This is a genomic window from Methylobacterium tarhaniae (assembly GCF_001043955.1).
Classification (GTDB): domain Bacteria; phylum Pseudomonadota; class Alphaproteobacteria; order Rhizobiales; family Beijerinckiaceae; genus Methylobacterium; species Methylobacterium tarhaniae.
Map to the genome: position 1 here is coordinate 15,157 of NZ_LABZ01000121.1, position 15,501 is coordinate 30,657.

14 protein-coding genes are annotated in these 15,501 nt (G+C 70.6%); 8 read left to right on the forward strand and 6 right to left on the reverse strand.

Annotation, left to right across the window (positions count from 1 at the left end; all coding sequences use genetic code 11):
• Positions 1-2: 2 nt before the first annotated feature.
• Positions 3-467, forward strand: coding sequence for a nuclear transport factor 2 family protein (locus tag VQ03_RS16735; protein ID WP_048452031.1), 465 nt, complete (start codon positions 3-5; stop codon positions 465-467).
• 144 nt (positions 468-611) lie between these two features.
• Complete coding sequence (locus VQ03_RS16740; RefSeq protein WP_048452032.1) at positions 612-1,502, forward strand: LysR family transcriptional regulator; 891 nt, start codon at positions 612-614, stop codon at positions 1,500-1,502.
• An 8-nt stretch (positions 1,503-1,510) separates the two neighbouring features.
• Here VQ03_RS16740 and VQ03_RS16745 read toward each other — a convergent pair whose 3' ends face one another.
• The 4 genes from VQ03_RS16745 to VQ03_RS16760 form a co-directional block, all read right to left on the reverse strand.
• A complete protein-coding gene (locus VQ03_RS16745) occupies positions 1,511-2,173 on the reverse strand; it encodes a glutathione S-transferase family protein (protein WP_048452033.1) in 663 nt (220 codons plus the stop codon).
• A 10-nt stretch (positions 2,174-2,183) separates the two neighbouring features.
• A complete protein-coding gene (locus VQ03_RS16750) occupies positions 2,184-3,461 on the reverse strand; it encodes an ABC transporter substrate-binding protein (protein ID WP_083468052.1) in 1,278 nt (425 codons plus the stop codon).
• A gap of 162 nt (positions 3,462-3,623) precedes the next feature.
• A complete protein-coding gene (locus VQ03_RS16755; RefSeq protein ID WP_048452034.1) occupies positions 3,624-5,264 on the reverse strand; it encodes an acyl-CoA synthetase in 1,641 nt (546 codons plus the stop codon).
• Between the two features lie 297 nt (positions 5,265-5,561).
• On the reverse strand, positions 5,562-6,719 hold the full coding sequence (locus tag VQ03_RS16760) for an ABC transporter substrate-binding protein (RefSeq protein ID WP_048452035.1): 1,158 nt from the start codon (positions 6,717-6,719) through the stop codon (positions 5,562-5,564).
• Positions 6,720-6,967: 248 nt separating this feature from the next.
• Here VQ03_RS16760 and paaG point away from each other — a divergent pair, with 248 nt between their 5' ends.
• The 4 genes from paaG (at position 6,968) to VQ03_RS16780 (ending at position 10,442) form a co-directional block, all read left to right on the forward strand.
• A complete protein-coding gene (gene paaG, locus VQ03_RS16765) occupies positions 6,968-7,771 on the forward strand; it encodes a 2-(1,2-epoxy-1,2-dihydrophenyl)acetyl-CoA isomerase PaaG (RefSeq protein WP_048452036.1) in 804 nt (267 codons plus the stop codon).
• 50 nt (positions 7,772-7,821) lie between these two features.
• The gene (gene paaI / locus VQ03_RS16770) at positions 7,822-8,247 is read left to right on the forward strand and encodes a hydroxyphenylacetyl-CoA thioesterase PaaI (RefSeq protein WP_083468054.1); all 426 of its coding nucleotides are present in this window, start codon (positions 7,822-7,824) and stop codon (positions 8,245-8,247) included.
• 222 nt (positions 8,248-8,469) lie between these two features.
• Positions 8,470-9,804 carry a phenylacetate--CoA ligase PaaK gene (gene paaK / locus VQ03_RS16775; protein WP_048452038.1) on the forward strand — a complete coding sequence of 445 codons (1,335 nt, stop codon included), beginning with the start codon at positions 8,470-8,472 and terminating at the stop codon, positions 9,802-9,804.
• Between the two features lie 8 nt (positions 9,805-9,812).
• A complete protein-coding gene (locus VQ03_RS16780; protein WP_048452039.1) occupies positions 9,813-10,442 on the forward strand; it encodes a TetR/AcrR family transcriptional regulator in 630 nt (209 codons plus the stop codon).
• Between the two features lie 72 nt (positions 10,443-10,514).
• Here VQ03_RS16780 and VQ03_RS16785 read toward each other — a convergent pair whose 3' ends face one another.
• Both VQ03_RS16785 and VQ03_RS16790 read right to left on the reverse strand, forming a co-directional pair.
• A complete protein-coding gene (locus tag VQ03_RS16785) occupies positions 10,515-11,051 on the reverse strand; it encodes a GNAT family N-acetyltransferase (RefSeq protein WP_048452040.1) in 537 nt (178 codons plus the stop codon).
• Between the two features lie 177 nt (positions 11,052-11,228).
• Positions 11,229-12,395, reverse strand: coding sequence for a type III PLP-dependent enzyme (locus VQ03_RS16790; RefSeq protein ID WP_048452056.1), 1,167 nt, complete (start codon positions 12,393-12,395; stop codon positions 11,229-11,231).
• A 695-nt stretch (positions 12,396-13,090) separates the two neighbouring features.
• Here VQ03_RS16790 and VQ03_RS16795 point away from each other — a divergent pair.
• Together VQ03_RS16795 and VQ03_RS16800 are read left to right on the forward strand one after the other, a co-directional pair.
• A complete protein-coding gene (locus VQ03_RS16795) occupies positions 13,091-14,710 on the forward strand; it encodes an OpgD/OpgG family glucan biosynthesis protein (RefSeq protein WP_048452041.1) in 1,620 nt (539 codons plus the stop codon).
• A complete protein-coding gene (locus tag VQ03_RS16800) occupies positions 14,707-15,189 on the forward strand; it encodes a GNAT family N-acetyltransferase (protein WP_245292107.1) in 483 nt (160 codons plus the stop codon). The genes VQ03_RS16795 and VQ03_RS16800 overlap by 4 nt, the downstream gene beginning before the upstream one ends.
• Positions 15,190-15,501: the final 312 nt, after the last annotated feature.

Sequence of the window (15,501 nt, forward strand, 5' to 3'; positions counted from 1 at the left end):
CCATGTCCCGCCCGCCGCTGCCGCCCTTCGACGAGCAGAGCGCCGTCCTGAAGGTCCGTCTCGCCGAGGACGGCTGGAACGGCCGCGACCCGGCCAAGGTCGCCCTGGCCTACACGACCGACACCCGCTGGCGGAATCGCGCCGAGTTCCTGAACGGCCGCCAGGAGGTCGAGGCCTTCCTGACCCGCAAGTGGAACCGCGAGCTCGACTACCGCCTCATCAAGGAGCTCTGGGCCTTCGCCGGCAACCGCATCGCCGTGCGCTACGCCTACGAGTATCACGACGACAGCGGCCACTGGTTCCGGGCCTACGGCAACGAGAACTGGGACTTCGCCGAGGACGGGCTGATGCGCGTGCGCCATTCCAGCATCAACGAGCAACCCATCGCGGAGGCGGAGCGCCGCTTCCACTGGCCCCTCGGCCGCCGGCCGGACGACCATCCCGGCCTCAGCCATTTCGGCTTCTGAGGGCCTTGCGCCGGAGGACGGGGCGCCGCGGCGCGCCATCCGGCCGTCACCCGCCATTGACCATCCGGCGCGAACAGGCTTCGCGCCGGCGGGAACCGCGGTAAGCCTCGGGCTTCCGTCTTCCAGATCGGGGAGCCCGGGGCCATGGATCGGTGGCAGGCGATGCGCATCGTCGCGAAGGTCGCGGAAACGGCGAGCTTCGCCGAGGCCGCGCGCCTCCTGCACATGAGCCCGCCGGCCGTGACGCGGGCGGTGGCGGCACTGGAGGAGACCATCGGTGCCCGGCTCTTCGTGCGCACCACCCGGTCCGTGAAGCTCACCGAGGCGGGCAGCCGCTACGTCGAGGATTGCCGGCGCATCCTCGCCGACATCGCCGAGGCCGAGGCCGCGGCGGCCGGCTCCTACGCGACGCCGTCGGGGACGCTCGCCGTCACCGCCTCGGTCCTGTTCGGCCGGCTGCATGTCCTGCCGATCGTGACCGACTACCTCGACGCCTATCCGACCATGGCGGCGCGGACGCTGTTCGTGGACCGCCAGGTCAACATCGTCGAGGAGGGCATCGACGTCGCGGTCCGCATCGGCCACCTGCCCGATTCCGGCTTCGCGGCCGCCAGGGTCGGCGCGGTCCGCCGGGTCGTCTGCGGCACACCGGCCTATTTCGCGCGGCACGGCGTCCCGCAGACGCCAGAGGATCTGCGCGACCACCGCATCGCCCTGTCGACCGGAGCCTGGCCGTCGCCGGAATGGCGCTTCGCCCGGGACCAGCGGGTGACGATCCATCCCGCCCTGACGAGCAACACCAACGAGGCCTGCATCGCCGCGGCCCTGGCGGGCTGGGGGGTGACCCGCGCGCTCTCCTACCAGGTCGGTCCCGCCCTGAGCGACGGCCGCCTGCAGGTCGTGCTCGCCGATTACGAGGAGCCGCCGCTTCCCATCCACGTGCTCTACCCGGAGGGACGGCACGCGCCGGCGAAGGTGCGGACCTTCGTCGACCTCGCCGTGGCGCGGCTGCGGGCCACCCGCCTGCTGAACTGAAGGCCGCCTCAGCCGCCGAGCGGCGAGGGCACCGGGGATACGCCCTGCGCCTCCGCCGCCCGCCGCTCGGCCGCCAGCGCCCGGGCGTAGGACGGCTCGGCCTTCAGGCCCTCCCAGTAGGTCCGGGCGAAGTCCGGCAGCTGCTCGCCGAGGCCCGCGAACTCGGCCAGCATCAGGGCGTAGCCGATGCTGATATCGGCGGCGGTGAAGCGGCCGGCGCAGACGAAGGGACGGTCCCCCAGCACGGTGCCGAAGCCTTTGAGCCGCGACAGGAACCAGCGCGCGTAATCCTCGACCAGGCCGGGATTGCGCCGCTCCGGCGGCTCGAACCGGCCGTAGCGCAGCACCAGGGTCTGCGGGAAGGTGAGCGTCGCCTCGCCGAAATGCAGCGCGTTGAGGTAGCGGCCGTATTCCGCCTCGTCCGGCCGCACCCCGAGCCCCCCGGCGCCGTGGCGCGCCGCCAGGTACTCGCAGATCGCCGCCGACTCGGTCATCCGCGTCTCGCCGTCCTCGAAGAGCGGGATCGTCCCGAGGGGGTTGAGGGCGAAGTAGTCCTTGGCGTGGACCCGCGGCGGGAAGGGCAGCATCGCGAGGTCGTAGGGCAGCTCCAGCGCCTCGAGGGCCCAGAGCGGCCGGAACGAGCGGGCGCCGACGCAGTGATGCAGCTTCATCGAGGGCTCCTCACGGGGTCACCAGCGGGCAGTTGCCGGCCTTCAGCGGCCGGAAGGCCTGGTCGGCGGGGATGGTCGAGACCAGCCGGTAATAGTCCCACGGGCCCTTCGACTCCGAGGGCTTCTTGACCTCGAACAGGTACATCGGGTGCGTCACCCGCCCGTCGGCCCGCACCTCGGAGCGGCCGAACAGCGGGTCCTCCGCCGGCGCCCTCCGCATCTCGGCGGTGACCTTCGCGGGATCCTTGCTGCCGGTCGCCTTCACGGCCTTGAGGTAGTGCATCGTGCCGGAATAGACGCCGGCCTGGACCATGGTCGGCATCCGGCCCTTGTGGCGCTCGGCGAAGCGGCGCGACCAGGCGCGGGTGCCGTCGTTGAGGTCCCAGTAGAAGGCTTCCGTCAGCACCAGCCCCTGCGCCACCTTCAGGCCGAGGGAATGCACGTCGCTCAGGAAGACCAGCAGGCCGGCGAGGCGCTGGCCGCCCTCCGCCACGCCGAACTCGGCGCCCTGCTTGATGGTGTTGATGGTGTCGCTGCCGGCATTCGCCAGCCCGATCACCTTGGCCTTCGAGGATTGCGCCTGGATCAGGAACGACGAGTAGTCGGTCGCCGCGACCGGGTGGCGGACCGAGCCCAGCACCTTGCCGCCGTTGCGCGCGACCACCTCCGACACGTCGCGCTCCAGCGCCTTGCCGAAGGCGTAGTCGGCGGTGACGAAGAACCAGGTGTCGCCGCCGCTCCTCACCATCGCGCCGCCGGTGCCGTTGGCGAGCGCCCAGGTGTCGTAGGTCCAGTGGATCGTGTTGGGCGAGCAGAGCGCCCCCGTGATCTCCGAGGCGCCGGCGCCGGAATTGATCATCAGCCGGTTCTTCTCGCGCACGATCTGGTGCACGGCGAGCGCCACCGAGGAGAACGGCACGTCGAGCACCACGTCGAGGTCGTCGCGGTCGATCCACTGGCGCACGATGCCGGCGCCGACATCCGGCTTGTTCTGGTGGTCGGCGGAGAGGACCCGGATGTCGAAATCCGGGTTCTGCGCCTTGAAGTCGGCCGCCGCCATCTCGGCCGCCACCACCGATCCCTCGCCGGCGAGGTCCGAATAGGGCCCGGCGCGGTCGTTGAGCACCCCGAGGGTGACGCGGGTGGGGCTCGCGGCTTGGGTCTGGGCTTGTTGGGCTTGGGCTTGTTGGGCTTGGGCTTGTTGGGCTTGGCCTTGGGCGAGGGCGAAGAGGGAGGCGGCGGCGAGCGCCAGGATGCGGAATGGCCGGCGGAGCTTCGGTGTCGGCATGGTGTCCTCCCGGTGGTGTCGTGGCATCCGGTCGTTGGTCGCCGGATGTTCAAAAAGCGGAGATTGATTGTTGCCGATGTGATCGGACAGCGTTGAAACCCACCGTGTCATTCCGGGCTCCGCTGCGCGGCCCCGGAATGGCGCAGTCTGGTGGGAGTAGGATCATCGACTGGATTGCTCTTTCGAGCCGATCGGCTCATCCCGCTCCCTGAGCGCCCGCCGGATGATCTTGCCCGTCGCGGTCATCGGCAGTTCCTCCACGAAGGCGACGTGGCGCGGGTATTCGTGGGCGGCGAGCCGGGTGCGCACGAAATCCTGGATCTCCCGCGCCAGGCCCGGCGTGCCCTCGACGCCGCTCTTGAGAACGATGAAGGCCTTCACCGCCTCGGTGCGGACCGGGTCCGGCACGCCGACGACGCCGCACAGGGCCACCGCGGGGTGGCGCAGCAGGCAATCCTCGATCTCGCCGGGCCCGATCCGGTACCCGGCCGAGGTGATGACGTCGTCGTCGCGGCCGACGAACCACAGGAAGCCGTCCGGGTCGCGCCGGCCGAGATCGCCGGTGATCAGCCAGTCGCCGATGAACTTCTTCGCCGTGGCCTCCGGGTTCTGCCAGTAGCCGAGGAACATCACCGGGTCGGGCCGGCGCACCGCGATATGGCCCGTGGTGCCGTCCGGCACCTCCTGGCCCTCGCCGTCGACGATGCGCACGTCGTGGCCGGGCACCGGCTTGCCCATGGCGCCGGGTCGGGCCGGAAACAGGTCGGCACAGGACGAGACGACGAGGTTGCACTCGGTCTGGCCGTAGAACTCGTTGATCGGCACGCCGAGCACCCGCTCGCCCCAGGCCAGCATCTCCGGCCCGAGGCTCTCGCCGCCGCTGCCGACCGAGCGGAGGTTCAGGCCCGGATAGGGCGTGGTGCGGGCCTGGCGCATCAGCTTCATGGCGGTGGGCGGCAGGAAGACGTTGCGCACCCCCTGCTCGGCCATCAGCCGGAATGCCGCCTCCGGATCGAATTTTTTCGCCCGATGCGAGACGACGGGAACGCCGTGATGCAGGGCCGGCAGCAGCACGTCGAGGAGGCCTCCGATCCAGGCCCAGTCCGCCGGGGTCCAGAACCGGTCGCCCGGCTGCGGCAGGAAGCGCTGGGGCATCTCGACCCCCGGCAGGTGGCCGAGCAGCACCCGGTGGGCGTGGAGCGCTCCCTTCGGGTCGCCGGTGGTGCCCGAGGTGTAGATGATGACGGCCGGGTCGTCGGCGGCCGTGTCGACCGGCCTGAAGGCGTCGGAGGCCCGGTCGCAGAGGGCGTGGAAGTCCTCGGCTCCCTCCCCCTCGCCGTCGATGCAGTAGACCCGCTCCAGTTCCGGCAGCGCGTCGCGGATCCCGGCGAGCAGCACGGCCCCGGCCCGGTCGGTCACCACCGCTTTGGCGCCGCTGTTGCCGAGGCGGTAGGCGAGCGCGTCGGGCCCGAACAGCACGAAGAGCGGGATGGTGATGAGCCCGGCCCGGAAGCCGGTGATGTGGGCGATGGCCGTCTCCGGCGATTGCGGCAGCAGCACGCCGATCCGGTCGCCGCGGGCGAGGCCGTGCGCCGCCAGCACGTTGGCGAAGCGATTCGAGAGGCGGCGCAGGTCGTCGAAGCCGTAACGCCGCACGGCGCCGTCATGGTCGAGGTGGATCAGCGCGGGCGGGTTGCCGGGGGCGTGCCGGTCGCAGACATCGGTGCCGATGTTGTAGCGGGCCGGGATCCGCCAGCGAAAATTCGCGATCAGGTCGGCGTAGCTGTCCGCGCGTTGCAGCATCGGCGGTCCCACCCGTGTTTTTTAGGCGGACCGTTCGGCGGTCCTTCGATTGAAACGATCGTTCATTCGTTTTTGGGTGTCAACACAGGGAGCCGACGCGCGATCGCGCGAAAAGATGTCATCTCACCCACGACCTCATCCTGAGGTGTGAGCGGAGCGAGCCTCGAAGGAGGGCTCCGGATATCGCAGAGATGTCTGGAGCCCTCCTTCGAGGTCAGTCCATCTGCGATGGACTGACACCTCAGGATGAGGTGGAGGGAGGGATCGTTGCCAACGCGCTTGGCGCGGCCCCACCCCTCAATTCGTCGCCGACAACAGCTTCCACTTCCCGTTCTCGATCGTCACCATCACGCGGGCGCGGTCGTCCTGGCCCACATGGTCGGTCGGGGTCATGGTGACGACGCCGTTGGTGTAGACGACCTCCTTCAGGCCCTCGATCGCGTCGCGGAGCGCGGCGCGGAACTCGGGGGTGCCGGGCTTGGCGGTCTTGAGCGCGACCGGAATCGCGTTCGCCAGCAGCACCTCGGCGTCGTAGGCGTGGCCGCCGAAGGTCGCGAGCGAGCCTGCGCCGAACTTCGCCTCGTAGGCCTTGGTGTAGTCGAGGGCGACCTTGCGCACCGGGTTCGACTCCGGCAACTGCTCGGCCACCAGCAGGGGGCCTGCCGGCAGCACCGTGCCTTCGAGGTCCTTGCCGCCGACGCGCAGGAAGTCGGCATTCGCGACGCCGTGGGTCTGGTAGTACTTGCCGGCGTAGCCGCGCTCCTTGAGCGTCTTCTGCGGCAGGGCGGCGGGGGTACCGGAGCCGGCGATCAGCACCGCGTCGGGGCGCGCCGCCATCACCTTGAGCACCTGGCCGGTGACGCTGGTATCGGTGCGGGCGTAGCGCTCGGTGGCGGCGAGCTTGATGCCCTTGGCCTCGAGCCGCGGCGTGATCTCGGCGAGCCAGCCGTCGCCGTAGGCGTCGTTGAAGCCGATGAAGCCGACGGACTTCACGCCGGCCTTGGCCATGTGGGTGGCGATCGCCTCGGCCATCAGCGCGTCGTTCTGCGGCGCCTTGAACACCCAGCGGCGCTTGTCGTCCATCGGGGCGACGATCTTGGACGAGGCGGCGAGGCTGATCAGCGGCACCTTGGCCTCGGCCGCGACCTCGATCAGCGCCAGCGAGACCGGCGTCACCGAGGAGCCGACGATGGCGTCGACCTTGTCGTCGCTCGCGAGCTTGCGGGCATTGGCGACGCCCTTGGTGGTGTCGGTCGCGTCGTCGAGGACGATCCACTCGACCTTCTGGCCGCCGATCTCGGTCGGCAGCAGCGTGACGGTGTTGGCCTGCGGGATGCCGAGGGACGCCGCCGGGCCGGTCTTGGCGATGGTGACGCCGATCTTGATCGGCTGCGCCAGCACGGGGCCGGCCAGAACGGTGCCGGCGAGGGCGAGCGCCCAGACGATGCGCTTCATGGTGGTGTCCTCCCCTGATGCGAGCCGCGCCGGTTGTCGGGTCCGGTCGCCGGCATCGCGGGCCTCGTTGGGCCCGTCCATTCGTGCTTTGCAATCCCGCGCGGCGTCCGTCCACCCTGGCGTTCGACTAACGGACTGCGCGTTTGACTTCGCCCGCACAGCTTTATAATTTACCGTCCGGTTGGTCAATAGATCGCGCCGGCGGCTCCCGAGAGGGCCGACATGGCGGGACGGGGAGGGCGCACCGAATGAGCGAGACGAGCGAGACCCTGGTTCTGACGGAGCGCCACGCCGGCTACCGCGTGCTGGTCCTCAACCGGCCCGACCGGCTCAACGCCTTCAACGAACCGCTGCACCTCGCCCTGCGCGGCGCCCTGAGCGATGCCGCCGCGGATCCGGAATGCCGGGCGCTGATCCTCACCGGCGCCGGCCGCGGCTTCTGCGCCGGCCAGGACCTCTCGGCCCGCAACTTCGCGCCGGATGTCGAGCCGGACCTCTCCCGCACCCTCGAAGAGTTCTACAATCCCCTGGTCAGGCAGATCCGCGAGCTGCCGATGCCGCTGATCTGCGCCGTCAACGGGGTGGCGGCCGGCGCCGGCGCCAGCCTCGCCTTCCACGGCGACCTCGTGCTCGCCGCGCGCTCCGCCAAGTTCCTCCAGGCCTTCGCCAAGCTCGGGCTGATCCCGGATGCCGGCGGCACCTGGCTGCTGCCGCGCCTCGCCGGCCGGGCCCGGGCCCGCGGCATGGCGCTGCTGGCCGAGCCGATCACCGCCGAGCAGGCGGAATCCTGGGGCATGATCTGGCGGGTGATCGACGACGCCGACCTGCTGGCCGAGGCCCATCGCCTCGCCGCCCAGCTCGCGCAGGCGCCGACCTACGGATTGGCGCTGATCCGCCGTGCCCTCGACGCCTCGGAGACGAACGACCTGGATGCGCAGCTCCAGGTCGAGAGCGCGTTGCAAGGCGAGGCCGGCCGCTCACCGGATTACCGCGAGGGCGTGGCGTCCTTCCTGGAGAAGCGCCCCGCCCGCTTCACGGGGCGCAAGCGGTGACCGCCGAGGGCGAGAGCCTGGAGGCGGTCGCCCGCGCCTGCGCCGCCGCGATGTGGGAGGAGGACCGGGCGAGCCAGGGGCTCGGCATCTCCCTCGACCATGTCGGGCCGGGCGCGGCGGTGCTGTCGATGCGGGTGCGCGACGACATGGTGAACGGCCACGGCTCCTGCCACGGCGGCTTCATCTTCGCGCTTGCCGATTCGGCCTTCGCCTTCGCGTGCAACGCCCACAATCAGCGGGCGGTGGCGCAGCATTGCGCCGTGACCTTCCTGCGGCCGGGGCGGCGCGGCGAGGTGCTGACGGCGCGAGCCGTCGAGCGGGTGCGCGAGGGGCGCTCCGGGATCACCGACGTGACGGTCACGGATGCGGAGGGCCGGGTGGTGGCGGAGTTCCGCGGCCACTCGCGGACCGTGCCCGGGACGGTGCTGGCGGGGGAGGGGGCGGCGGCGCTGCCTGACCGGTCGGAGCCCGGCTGAATGCCGCCGTCCCCTCATCCCACCCGCGACCTCATCCTGAGCTGTCAGTCGATTTTCAATCGACTGACCTCGAAGGAGGGCTTCAGGGACAGCACAGGCTTCTGGAGCCCTCCTTCGAGGCTGCGCGATCTTCGATCGCCCGGCATCTCAGGATGAGGTCGCGGGTGGGATGAGGGGGCACGCGACAGAGTCGAAGTCAAAAACATCTCAGGGAGAAGCGCCATGCTCCAGATCGCCCCCCGCAAGCTCACCCGCATGGTCCCGGAAGCCTCCGAGCTCGACCGGTTCGAGACCGCCTCGCGGACCGAACTCGCCGCCTGGCAGCGGGAGAAGCTGCGCGAGACCCTGCACCACGCCTACGCCAACGTGCCGCATTACCGCGCCGCCTTCGACGCGGCCGGCGTGCATCCGCGCGACTTCCAGGATCTGCCCGACCTCGCCCGCTTCCCCTTCACCGCCAAGGCCGATTTGCGGGCGAACTATCCGTTCGGGATGTTCGCGGTGCCGCGCGAGCAGGTGGCGCGCATCCATGCCTCGTCGGGCACCACCGGCAAGCCGACGGTGGTGGGCTACACCAAGGCCGACATCGACACCTGGGCCGACGTGGTGGCCCGCTCGATCCGGGCCGCGGGCGGGCGGCCCGGGATGCTGATCCACGTCGCCTACGGCTACGGGCTGTTCACCGGCGGATTGGGCGCCCATTACGGTGCCGAGCGCCTCGGCTGCACGGTGATCCCGATGTCGGGCGGGATGACCGAGCGCCAGGTCCAGCTGATCCAGGACTTCAAGCCCGACATCATCATGGTGACGCCGTCCTACATGCTGGCGATCCTCGACGAGTTCCGCCGCCAGGGGCTCGACCCGCGGGCCTCCTCGCTCAAGGTCGGCATCTTCGGGGCCGAGCCCTGGACCAACGCCATGCGCCAGGAGATCGAGGAGGCGTTCGACCTCCACGCCGTCGACATCTACGGCCTCTCCGAGGTGATGGGGCCGGGCGTCGCGAGCGAGTGCGTCGAGACCAAGGACGGGCTGCACATCTGGGAGGACCATTTCTATCCGGAGATCGTCGATCCGCGCACGGGTGACGTCCTGCCGGACGGGGAGGAGGGAGAGCTGGTCTTCACCTCGCTCACCAAGCAGGCGATGCCGGTGATCCGCTACCGCACCCGCGACCTGACCCGGCTGCTGCCCGGCACCGCCCGGGCGATGCGGCGGATGGAGAAGATCACCGGCCGCTCCGACGACATGATGATCGTGCGCGGGGTCAACGTCTTCCCGAGCCAGATCGAGGAGAAGATCCTGACGATCCCGGCCCTGTCAGCCCACTACCAGGTGGTGCTGGCCCGCGAGGGCCGGATGGACACCATGACGATCCGCGTCGAGGCTCGGCCCGAGGCGGATATCGCCGAGCTGCGGGAGGCTGCCGCCGACCGGCTCTGCCAGGCGGTGAAGGACACGATCGGCGTCACCGCGACGGTGGAGGTGCTGCCGCCGGGGGGCATCGAGCGCTCCCTCGGCAAGGCCCGCCGCGTCGTCGACCAGCGCCCCCGGGAATAGCAACGAGCATGGCCCGCACCCGCGCCAGCGACTACGACGACAAGCGCCGGGCGATCCTCGATCGCTCGGCCGAGCTGTTCGCCGCCCACGGCTACGACCGCGCCTCGATGAGCCGGATCGCCGAGGCCTGCGGCGTCTCGAAGGCGAACCTCTACCACTACTATCGCGACAAGGACGAGATCCTGTTCGACGTGATCCGGCTGCACCTGGAGGAGCTGCTGGAAGCGGTCGAGGCCGCCGACCGGCCGGGCCTCGCCCCCGAGCCGCGCCTGCGCAGCCTCGCCGAGGCGCTGCTGGAGGCCTACCGGGACGCCGACGCCCAGCACAAGGTGCAGATCAACCATCTGGGCCTGCTCTCGCCCGAGCGGCAGGCGGAGCTGAAGGCGAGCGAGCGCGAGCTGGTCCGCCTCTTCTCCGAGGCGATCGCCGGTGTGGCGCCGCACCTCGCCGGGACGGCGCTCCTGAAGCCCGTGACCATGTCGTTCTTCGGCATGGTCAACTGGCACTACCTCTGGTTCCGGCCCGGCGCTGGGCTGACCCGGGCGGATTACGCGGATCTGGTGACCCGGCTGATTGCCGAGGGTGCGCGGGGGATCGGCGGGGAGCGGGCGCCGGAGATGCGTGCCGTCAGGGGATGATTTCGACCGGCCCGTTGCGCGCATTCGCCTCTCCCCGCCCGCGGGGCGAGGGGGGACGAGTGCCTCACCGACTCACGCCGCGACGCGGAACTCCTCCCCCGGCAGCGTGCTCGGCACCGGCCGCCCGGTCGCCCGCACCATGCCGTTCGCGCCGTCGAGGGCGCCGGGCACGAGGTCGAGGGCCAGGAACCGCTCCGGCGCGTAGGGGCCGGGCAGGCTCAAGGTCCCGACCCGGTCGCGGGTGAAGCCGAAGCGGGCGTAGTAGGGCGCATCGCCCACCAGGATCACCGCCCGGTGGCCGAGCGACGCCGCGCGGGACAGCGCCTCCCGCATCAGCCGATTGCCGATGCCGAGCCCGTGCAGGGCCGGATCGACCGCGATCGGGCCGAGCATCAGGGCGGGAATGCCGCCGGCATCGACGTCCCACAGCCGCACGGTGGCGACCAGGCGGCCGTCCATCTCGACGACGAGGGCGAGGCCGTCCGCCGGAAGGCGCCCCTCGCGCAGGCGCTCGCAGGTCTTGGTGAAGCGGGCCTCGCCGAAGCACAGGTCGAGCAGGTGCTCGCGGGCGGCGATGTCGGCGGCGCGCTCGTCGCGGATCTGGATCACGGCCGTACCCTCCCGAAACTCACAGAAAACGGGCAAAGGACAGCCCTCGCACCCGCCGCACGCGGCGGGCCGTCCGGGACTAGGAAGATGTGGATGGAGGCGCGGGCGCGCCGGGGCCCCGATAACGGGCGACCCGGCGCGTCGTTCCGAAAGGTCGGCGCCCGACGGCGCCGATCGTCAGATCACGTAGGACTGGAGCGGCGGGAAGCCGTTGAACGCCACCGCCGCGTAGGTGGTGGTGTAGGCGCCCGCACCCTCGATCAGCACCTTGTCGCCGATCGCCAGCGAGATCGGCAGCGGGTAGGGGGTCTTCTCGTAGAGCACGTCGGCCGAGTCGCAGGTCGGGCCGGCGAGCACGCAGGGCACCGTGCGGTCCTCGTCGCGCTCGGTGACGATGCGGTAGCGGATCGACTCGTCCATCGTCTCGGCGAGGCCGCCGAACTTGCCGATGTCGAGATAGACCCACCGCACCTCGTCGGCGGCGTCGGACTTCTGCGAGACCAGGACGACCTCGGCCTCGATCATGCCGGCATTGCCGACCATGCCGCGGCCCGGCTCGATGATCGTCTCCGGCAGCTGGTTGCCGAAATGCTTGGTCAGCGCCCGGAAGATCGCGTCGCCGTAGGATTCCACGCCCGGCACCGCCTTGAGGTACCGGGTCGGGAAGCCGCCGCCGAGATTGACCATCGAGAGATGGATGCCGCGCTCGGCGCATTCACGGAAGATCATCGAGGCGGAGGCGAGCGCCCCGTCCCAGGCTTCCGTGTTGCCCTGCTGCGAGCCGACGTGGAAGGACACGCCGTAGGCATGCATCCCCGCCCGGTAGGCGTGCTCGAGCACGTCCACCGCCATCTCCGGCACGCAGCCGAACTTGCGCGACAAAGGCCACTCGGCGCCGGCGCCGTCGCACAGGATGCGGCAGAACACCTGCACGTCCTCGCGGGCGACCTTGACCGCGTCGGCGGCGCGGGCGATCTTGTCGACCTCGGCCTGGCAGTCGACGGCGAAGAGCCTCACGCCGAGCTGCAGCGCGCGGGCGATGCAGCGCTCCTTCTTGATGGTGTTGCCGAACGACACGCGGTCGGCGGTGGCGCCGGCGGAGAGGGCCATCTGGATCTCGACCACCGAGGCGGTGTCGAAGCACGAGCCCATCTCGGCGAGCGCGCGCAGCACCTCGGGAGCCGGGTTCGCCTTGACGGCGTAGAACACCCTCGTGTCCGGCAGGGCGCGGGCGAAGGCGGTGTAGTTGTCGCGCACGACATCGAGGTCGAGGACCATCACGGGACCCTCGTCCCGGCCGAGTTCACGGCGCACGCGCAGGAAATCGCGGATGCGATCGGTCATGATCAGCCCCACCAAAGGTTCGAGAGGGCTCCCGCGGGAACCCGAAGTCGAGATCAAGACGGCGCGCGTCGGCCGTCCGGCGTCAGGGGGCGATGCGACGCGGCGCGGACGTGCTGTGGAGACACGCCGTGCGACGCGGGCGCAGAGCACCCGGAAGCTGCCTTTGCTTGGAACGGGGAAACCCGATCCGCACTCGGGGCAAGGAGAAACAAGCCTCTTCGGTGTCGGCCTTTGGAGGGCCGACGAGACCAAAAAAGCCCGTTCGTCGTTGCTTTAAGCTGCGTCCCCCGTGGAGAGCGGGGTTCGCCGGTTTTGCCTCCGGCTGCCGGTTGTTGTCGGGGTCCGGTGTCGCCACCTGGATGCCGGCCGGAGGGATCCACCCTTCCCGGCCATCGATCCTTTAAGACCCCTGGCGGCTGTCCGGCCTCTTGTCCGGATGCCCACCAACCGGCACGCGGCCACAGGCACGTGCGAAATTGGGCAAGGCGGTAGATACGGACCATGGCCCCCGTCCGCAACCCCCGTCCGGCGGATTTTCGCCGGATTTCCCCGGCGTGGCGCCCGCGACACGGGCAGGGCCCGGCGCAAGGGAGACAGCGTCACGTCGCGGGGCCTTCTCAAGTGGCGCCGGACGGGCCATTCAGCGCGGCGACGCGCCCGCGCGTTCAGGACGCGCGCCTTATATTCGGACCACCATGACCATCGCACCCTCGCGCCGCGCGCTGCTTGCCGGCCTGCTCTCCTCCGCCGCCCTGACCGGGGCGGCCTCCGCCCAGGTCGGGCCGACCCAGCCCGGCCCGAGCGCCCTGCCGCCGCCGGGCCCGAGCCCGGCCCCGTCGGGCTCGGCCCGCTTCCGCTTCGACGAGGTGGTCCGCCGGGCGCGCGCGCTCGCCGGCGCGCCCTTCGAGGCGACCGTGGCGCCGCTGCCGGCGCCGCTCGCCTCCCTCGACTACGATGCCTGGCGCGACATCCGCTTCCGGCCCGACAAGGCGCTGCTCGGCGACCAGGACGGGCCGTTCCGGCTGCAGCTGTTCCATCTCGGCTTTCTGTATACGCGGCCGGTGACCGTGAACGTGGTGCGCGACGGCGTGCCGACGCCGATCCCCTACCAGCCCGGCCTGTTCGATTACGGCCGCACCACCATCGACAAGCCGTTGCCGGTCAATCTCGGCTTCGCGGGCTTCCGGCTCCATTATCCGCTCAACAAGCCGGGCGTGCTCGACGAGCTGATCGCGTTCCTCGGCGCCAGCTACTACCGCTTCCTCGGCCGCGACCAGCTCTACGGGCTCTCGGCGAGGGGGCTCGCGGTCAATGTCGAGGGCGTCGGCGGGCCGGAGGAATTCCCGGTCTTCCGCGAGTTCTGGATCGAGATGCCGCCCAAGGGCGCCGACCGGGCGGTGATCTACGCCCTCCTCGACGGGCCGTCCTGCACCGGCGCGTTCCAGTTCCTGGTCTATCCGGGCGACGAGACCGTGGTCGACGTGCGCTGCACGCTCATTCCGCGCCGCGAAGTGGCGACGGTCGGCATCGCGCCGCTGACCTCGATGTTCTTCATCGGCGAGAACGACCGCCACCACTCGGACGATTACCGCCCCGAACTGCACGATTCCGACGGGCTCCTGATGCAGTCCGGCGGCGGCGAGTGGATCTGGCGCCCCTTGCGCAACCCCAAGGAGCGCTGCATCTCGGCCTTCGAGGACCGCAACCCGAAGGGCTTCGGGCTGATGCAGCGCGACCGGGTGTTCGAGGATTACCAGGACCTCGAAGCGTTCTACCACCGCCGTCCCGGCTACTGGGTCGAGCCGCAGGGCGAGTGGGGCGAGGGCACGGTGCGCCTCGTCGAACTGCCGACCGAGAACGAGACCCACGACAACATCGTGGCCTCCTGGCAGCCGAAGCAGCCCTACAAGCCCGGCGAGGCGGTGGAACTGTCCTACAAGATCCGGGCGCTCGCCGAGACCGACGACCTGCATCCCGGCGGCCGCGTGGTGAACACCTACGTCGCCCGCACCACGGCGAGCGGCGGCACGACTGACGCCAGCGAGCCGCGCACCCGGCGCTTCCTCGTCGACTTCTCGGGCGGTGACCTCGCCTATTGGCTCTCCGACCCGAAAGCGGTCGAGATCGTGCCCTCGACGACGCAGGGCAAGATCATGGCGGTCTCGCTGGTGCCCAACCTCCACGTGAAGGGATTCCGCGCCGCGATCGACGTGCGGCTCGACCAGCCCGGCCAGTCGACCGAGCTGCGCGCCTTCCTGCGTGCCCGCGGCCAGACCCTGACCGAGACCTGGACCTATCCGTGGATGGCCGCGTGAGCGGTCACCCCGCCCGCTCGTCGGCCGTCACGATCCGGCCGGCGCTCCGCCAGGACCTCGACGCCCTGATGGCGCTCGAGGTCGCGGCCTTCGCCACCGATCGGGCGGAGCGCCGGGCGATCCGCCACGCCATCGGGTCGCCGTCGATCTCGCTGCTCGTCGCCCTCGACGACGCGGTGCTGGTCGGCGCCGCCACGATCGAGCGCCGCCGCGGCAGCCGGCGCGCCCGGCTGTCCTCGATCGCGGTGGCGCCGAGCCGGGCCGGCACGGGCCTCGGCCGGGTGCTGCTCGATGCCGCCGAGGCCGAGGTCCTGGCCCGAGGGTGCGACACCCTGCGGCTGGAGGTGCGCGAGGATAACGGGGCCGGCATCCGCCTCTACGAGCGCAGCGGCTACCACCGCTTCGAGACCGTGCCGGACTATTACGAGGACGGTACCACCGCCTGGCGCTACGAGAAGCGGCTGACCGACGGGGCGTGAGCGGAACGCGCGGGGCGTCCGGCCTGCCCCGTTCTGGAACAGTCAGGGCGCGGATGGACCGGACGGTCCCTGCGCCTCGTCCATTGCCCCAGCGATATGTGCCGTTGCGGCATGGTTTTCATATGGTTTCCATTGGCACGCTGGACGCAGAGATCCCGACGACCGAGGCATAGTCCGCCTCACTTCGGGATGAGGTTCAGCGATGGCTCTGACGACCGCCGATTTCCGCAGGATGATCGCCGAGACCCGCGGCGCTGTCGTTCCGTCATCCGCGCCGATGACCGTGCCCGACCGCGTGCCTCATCGTTTCGC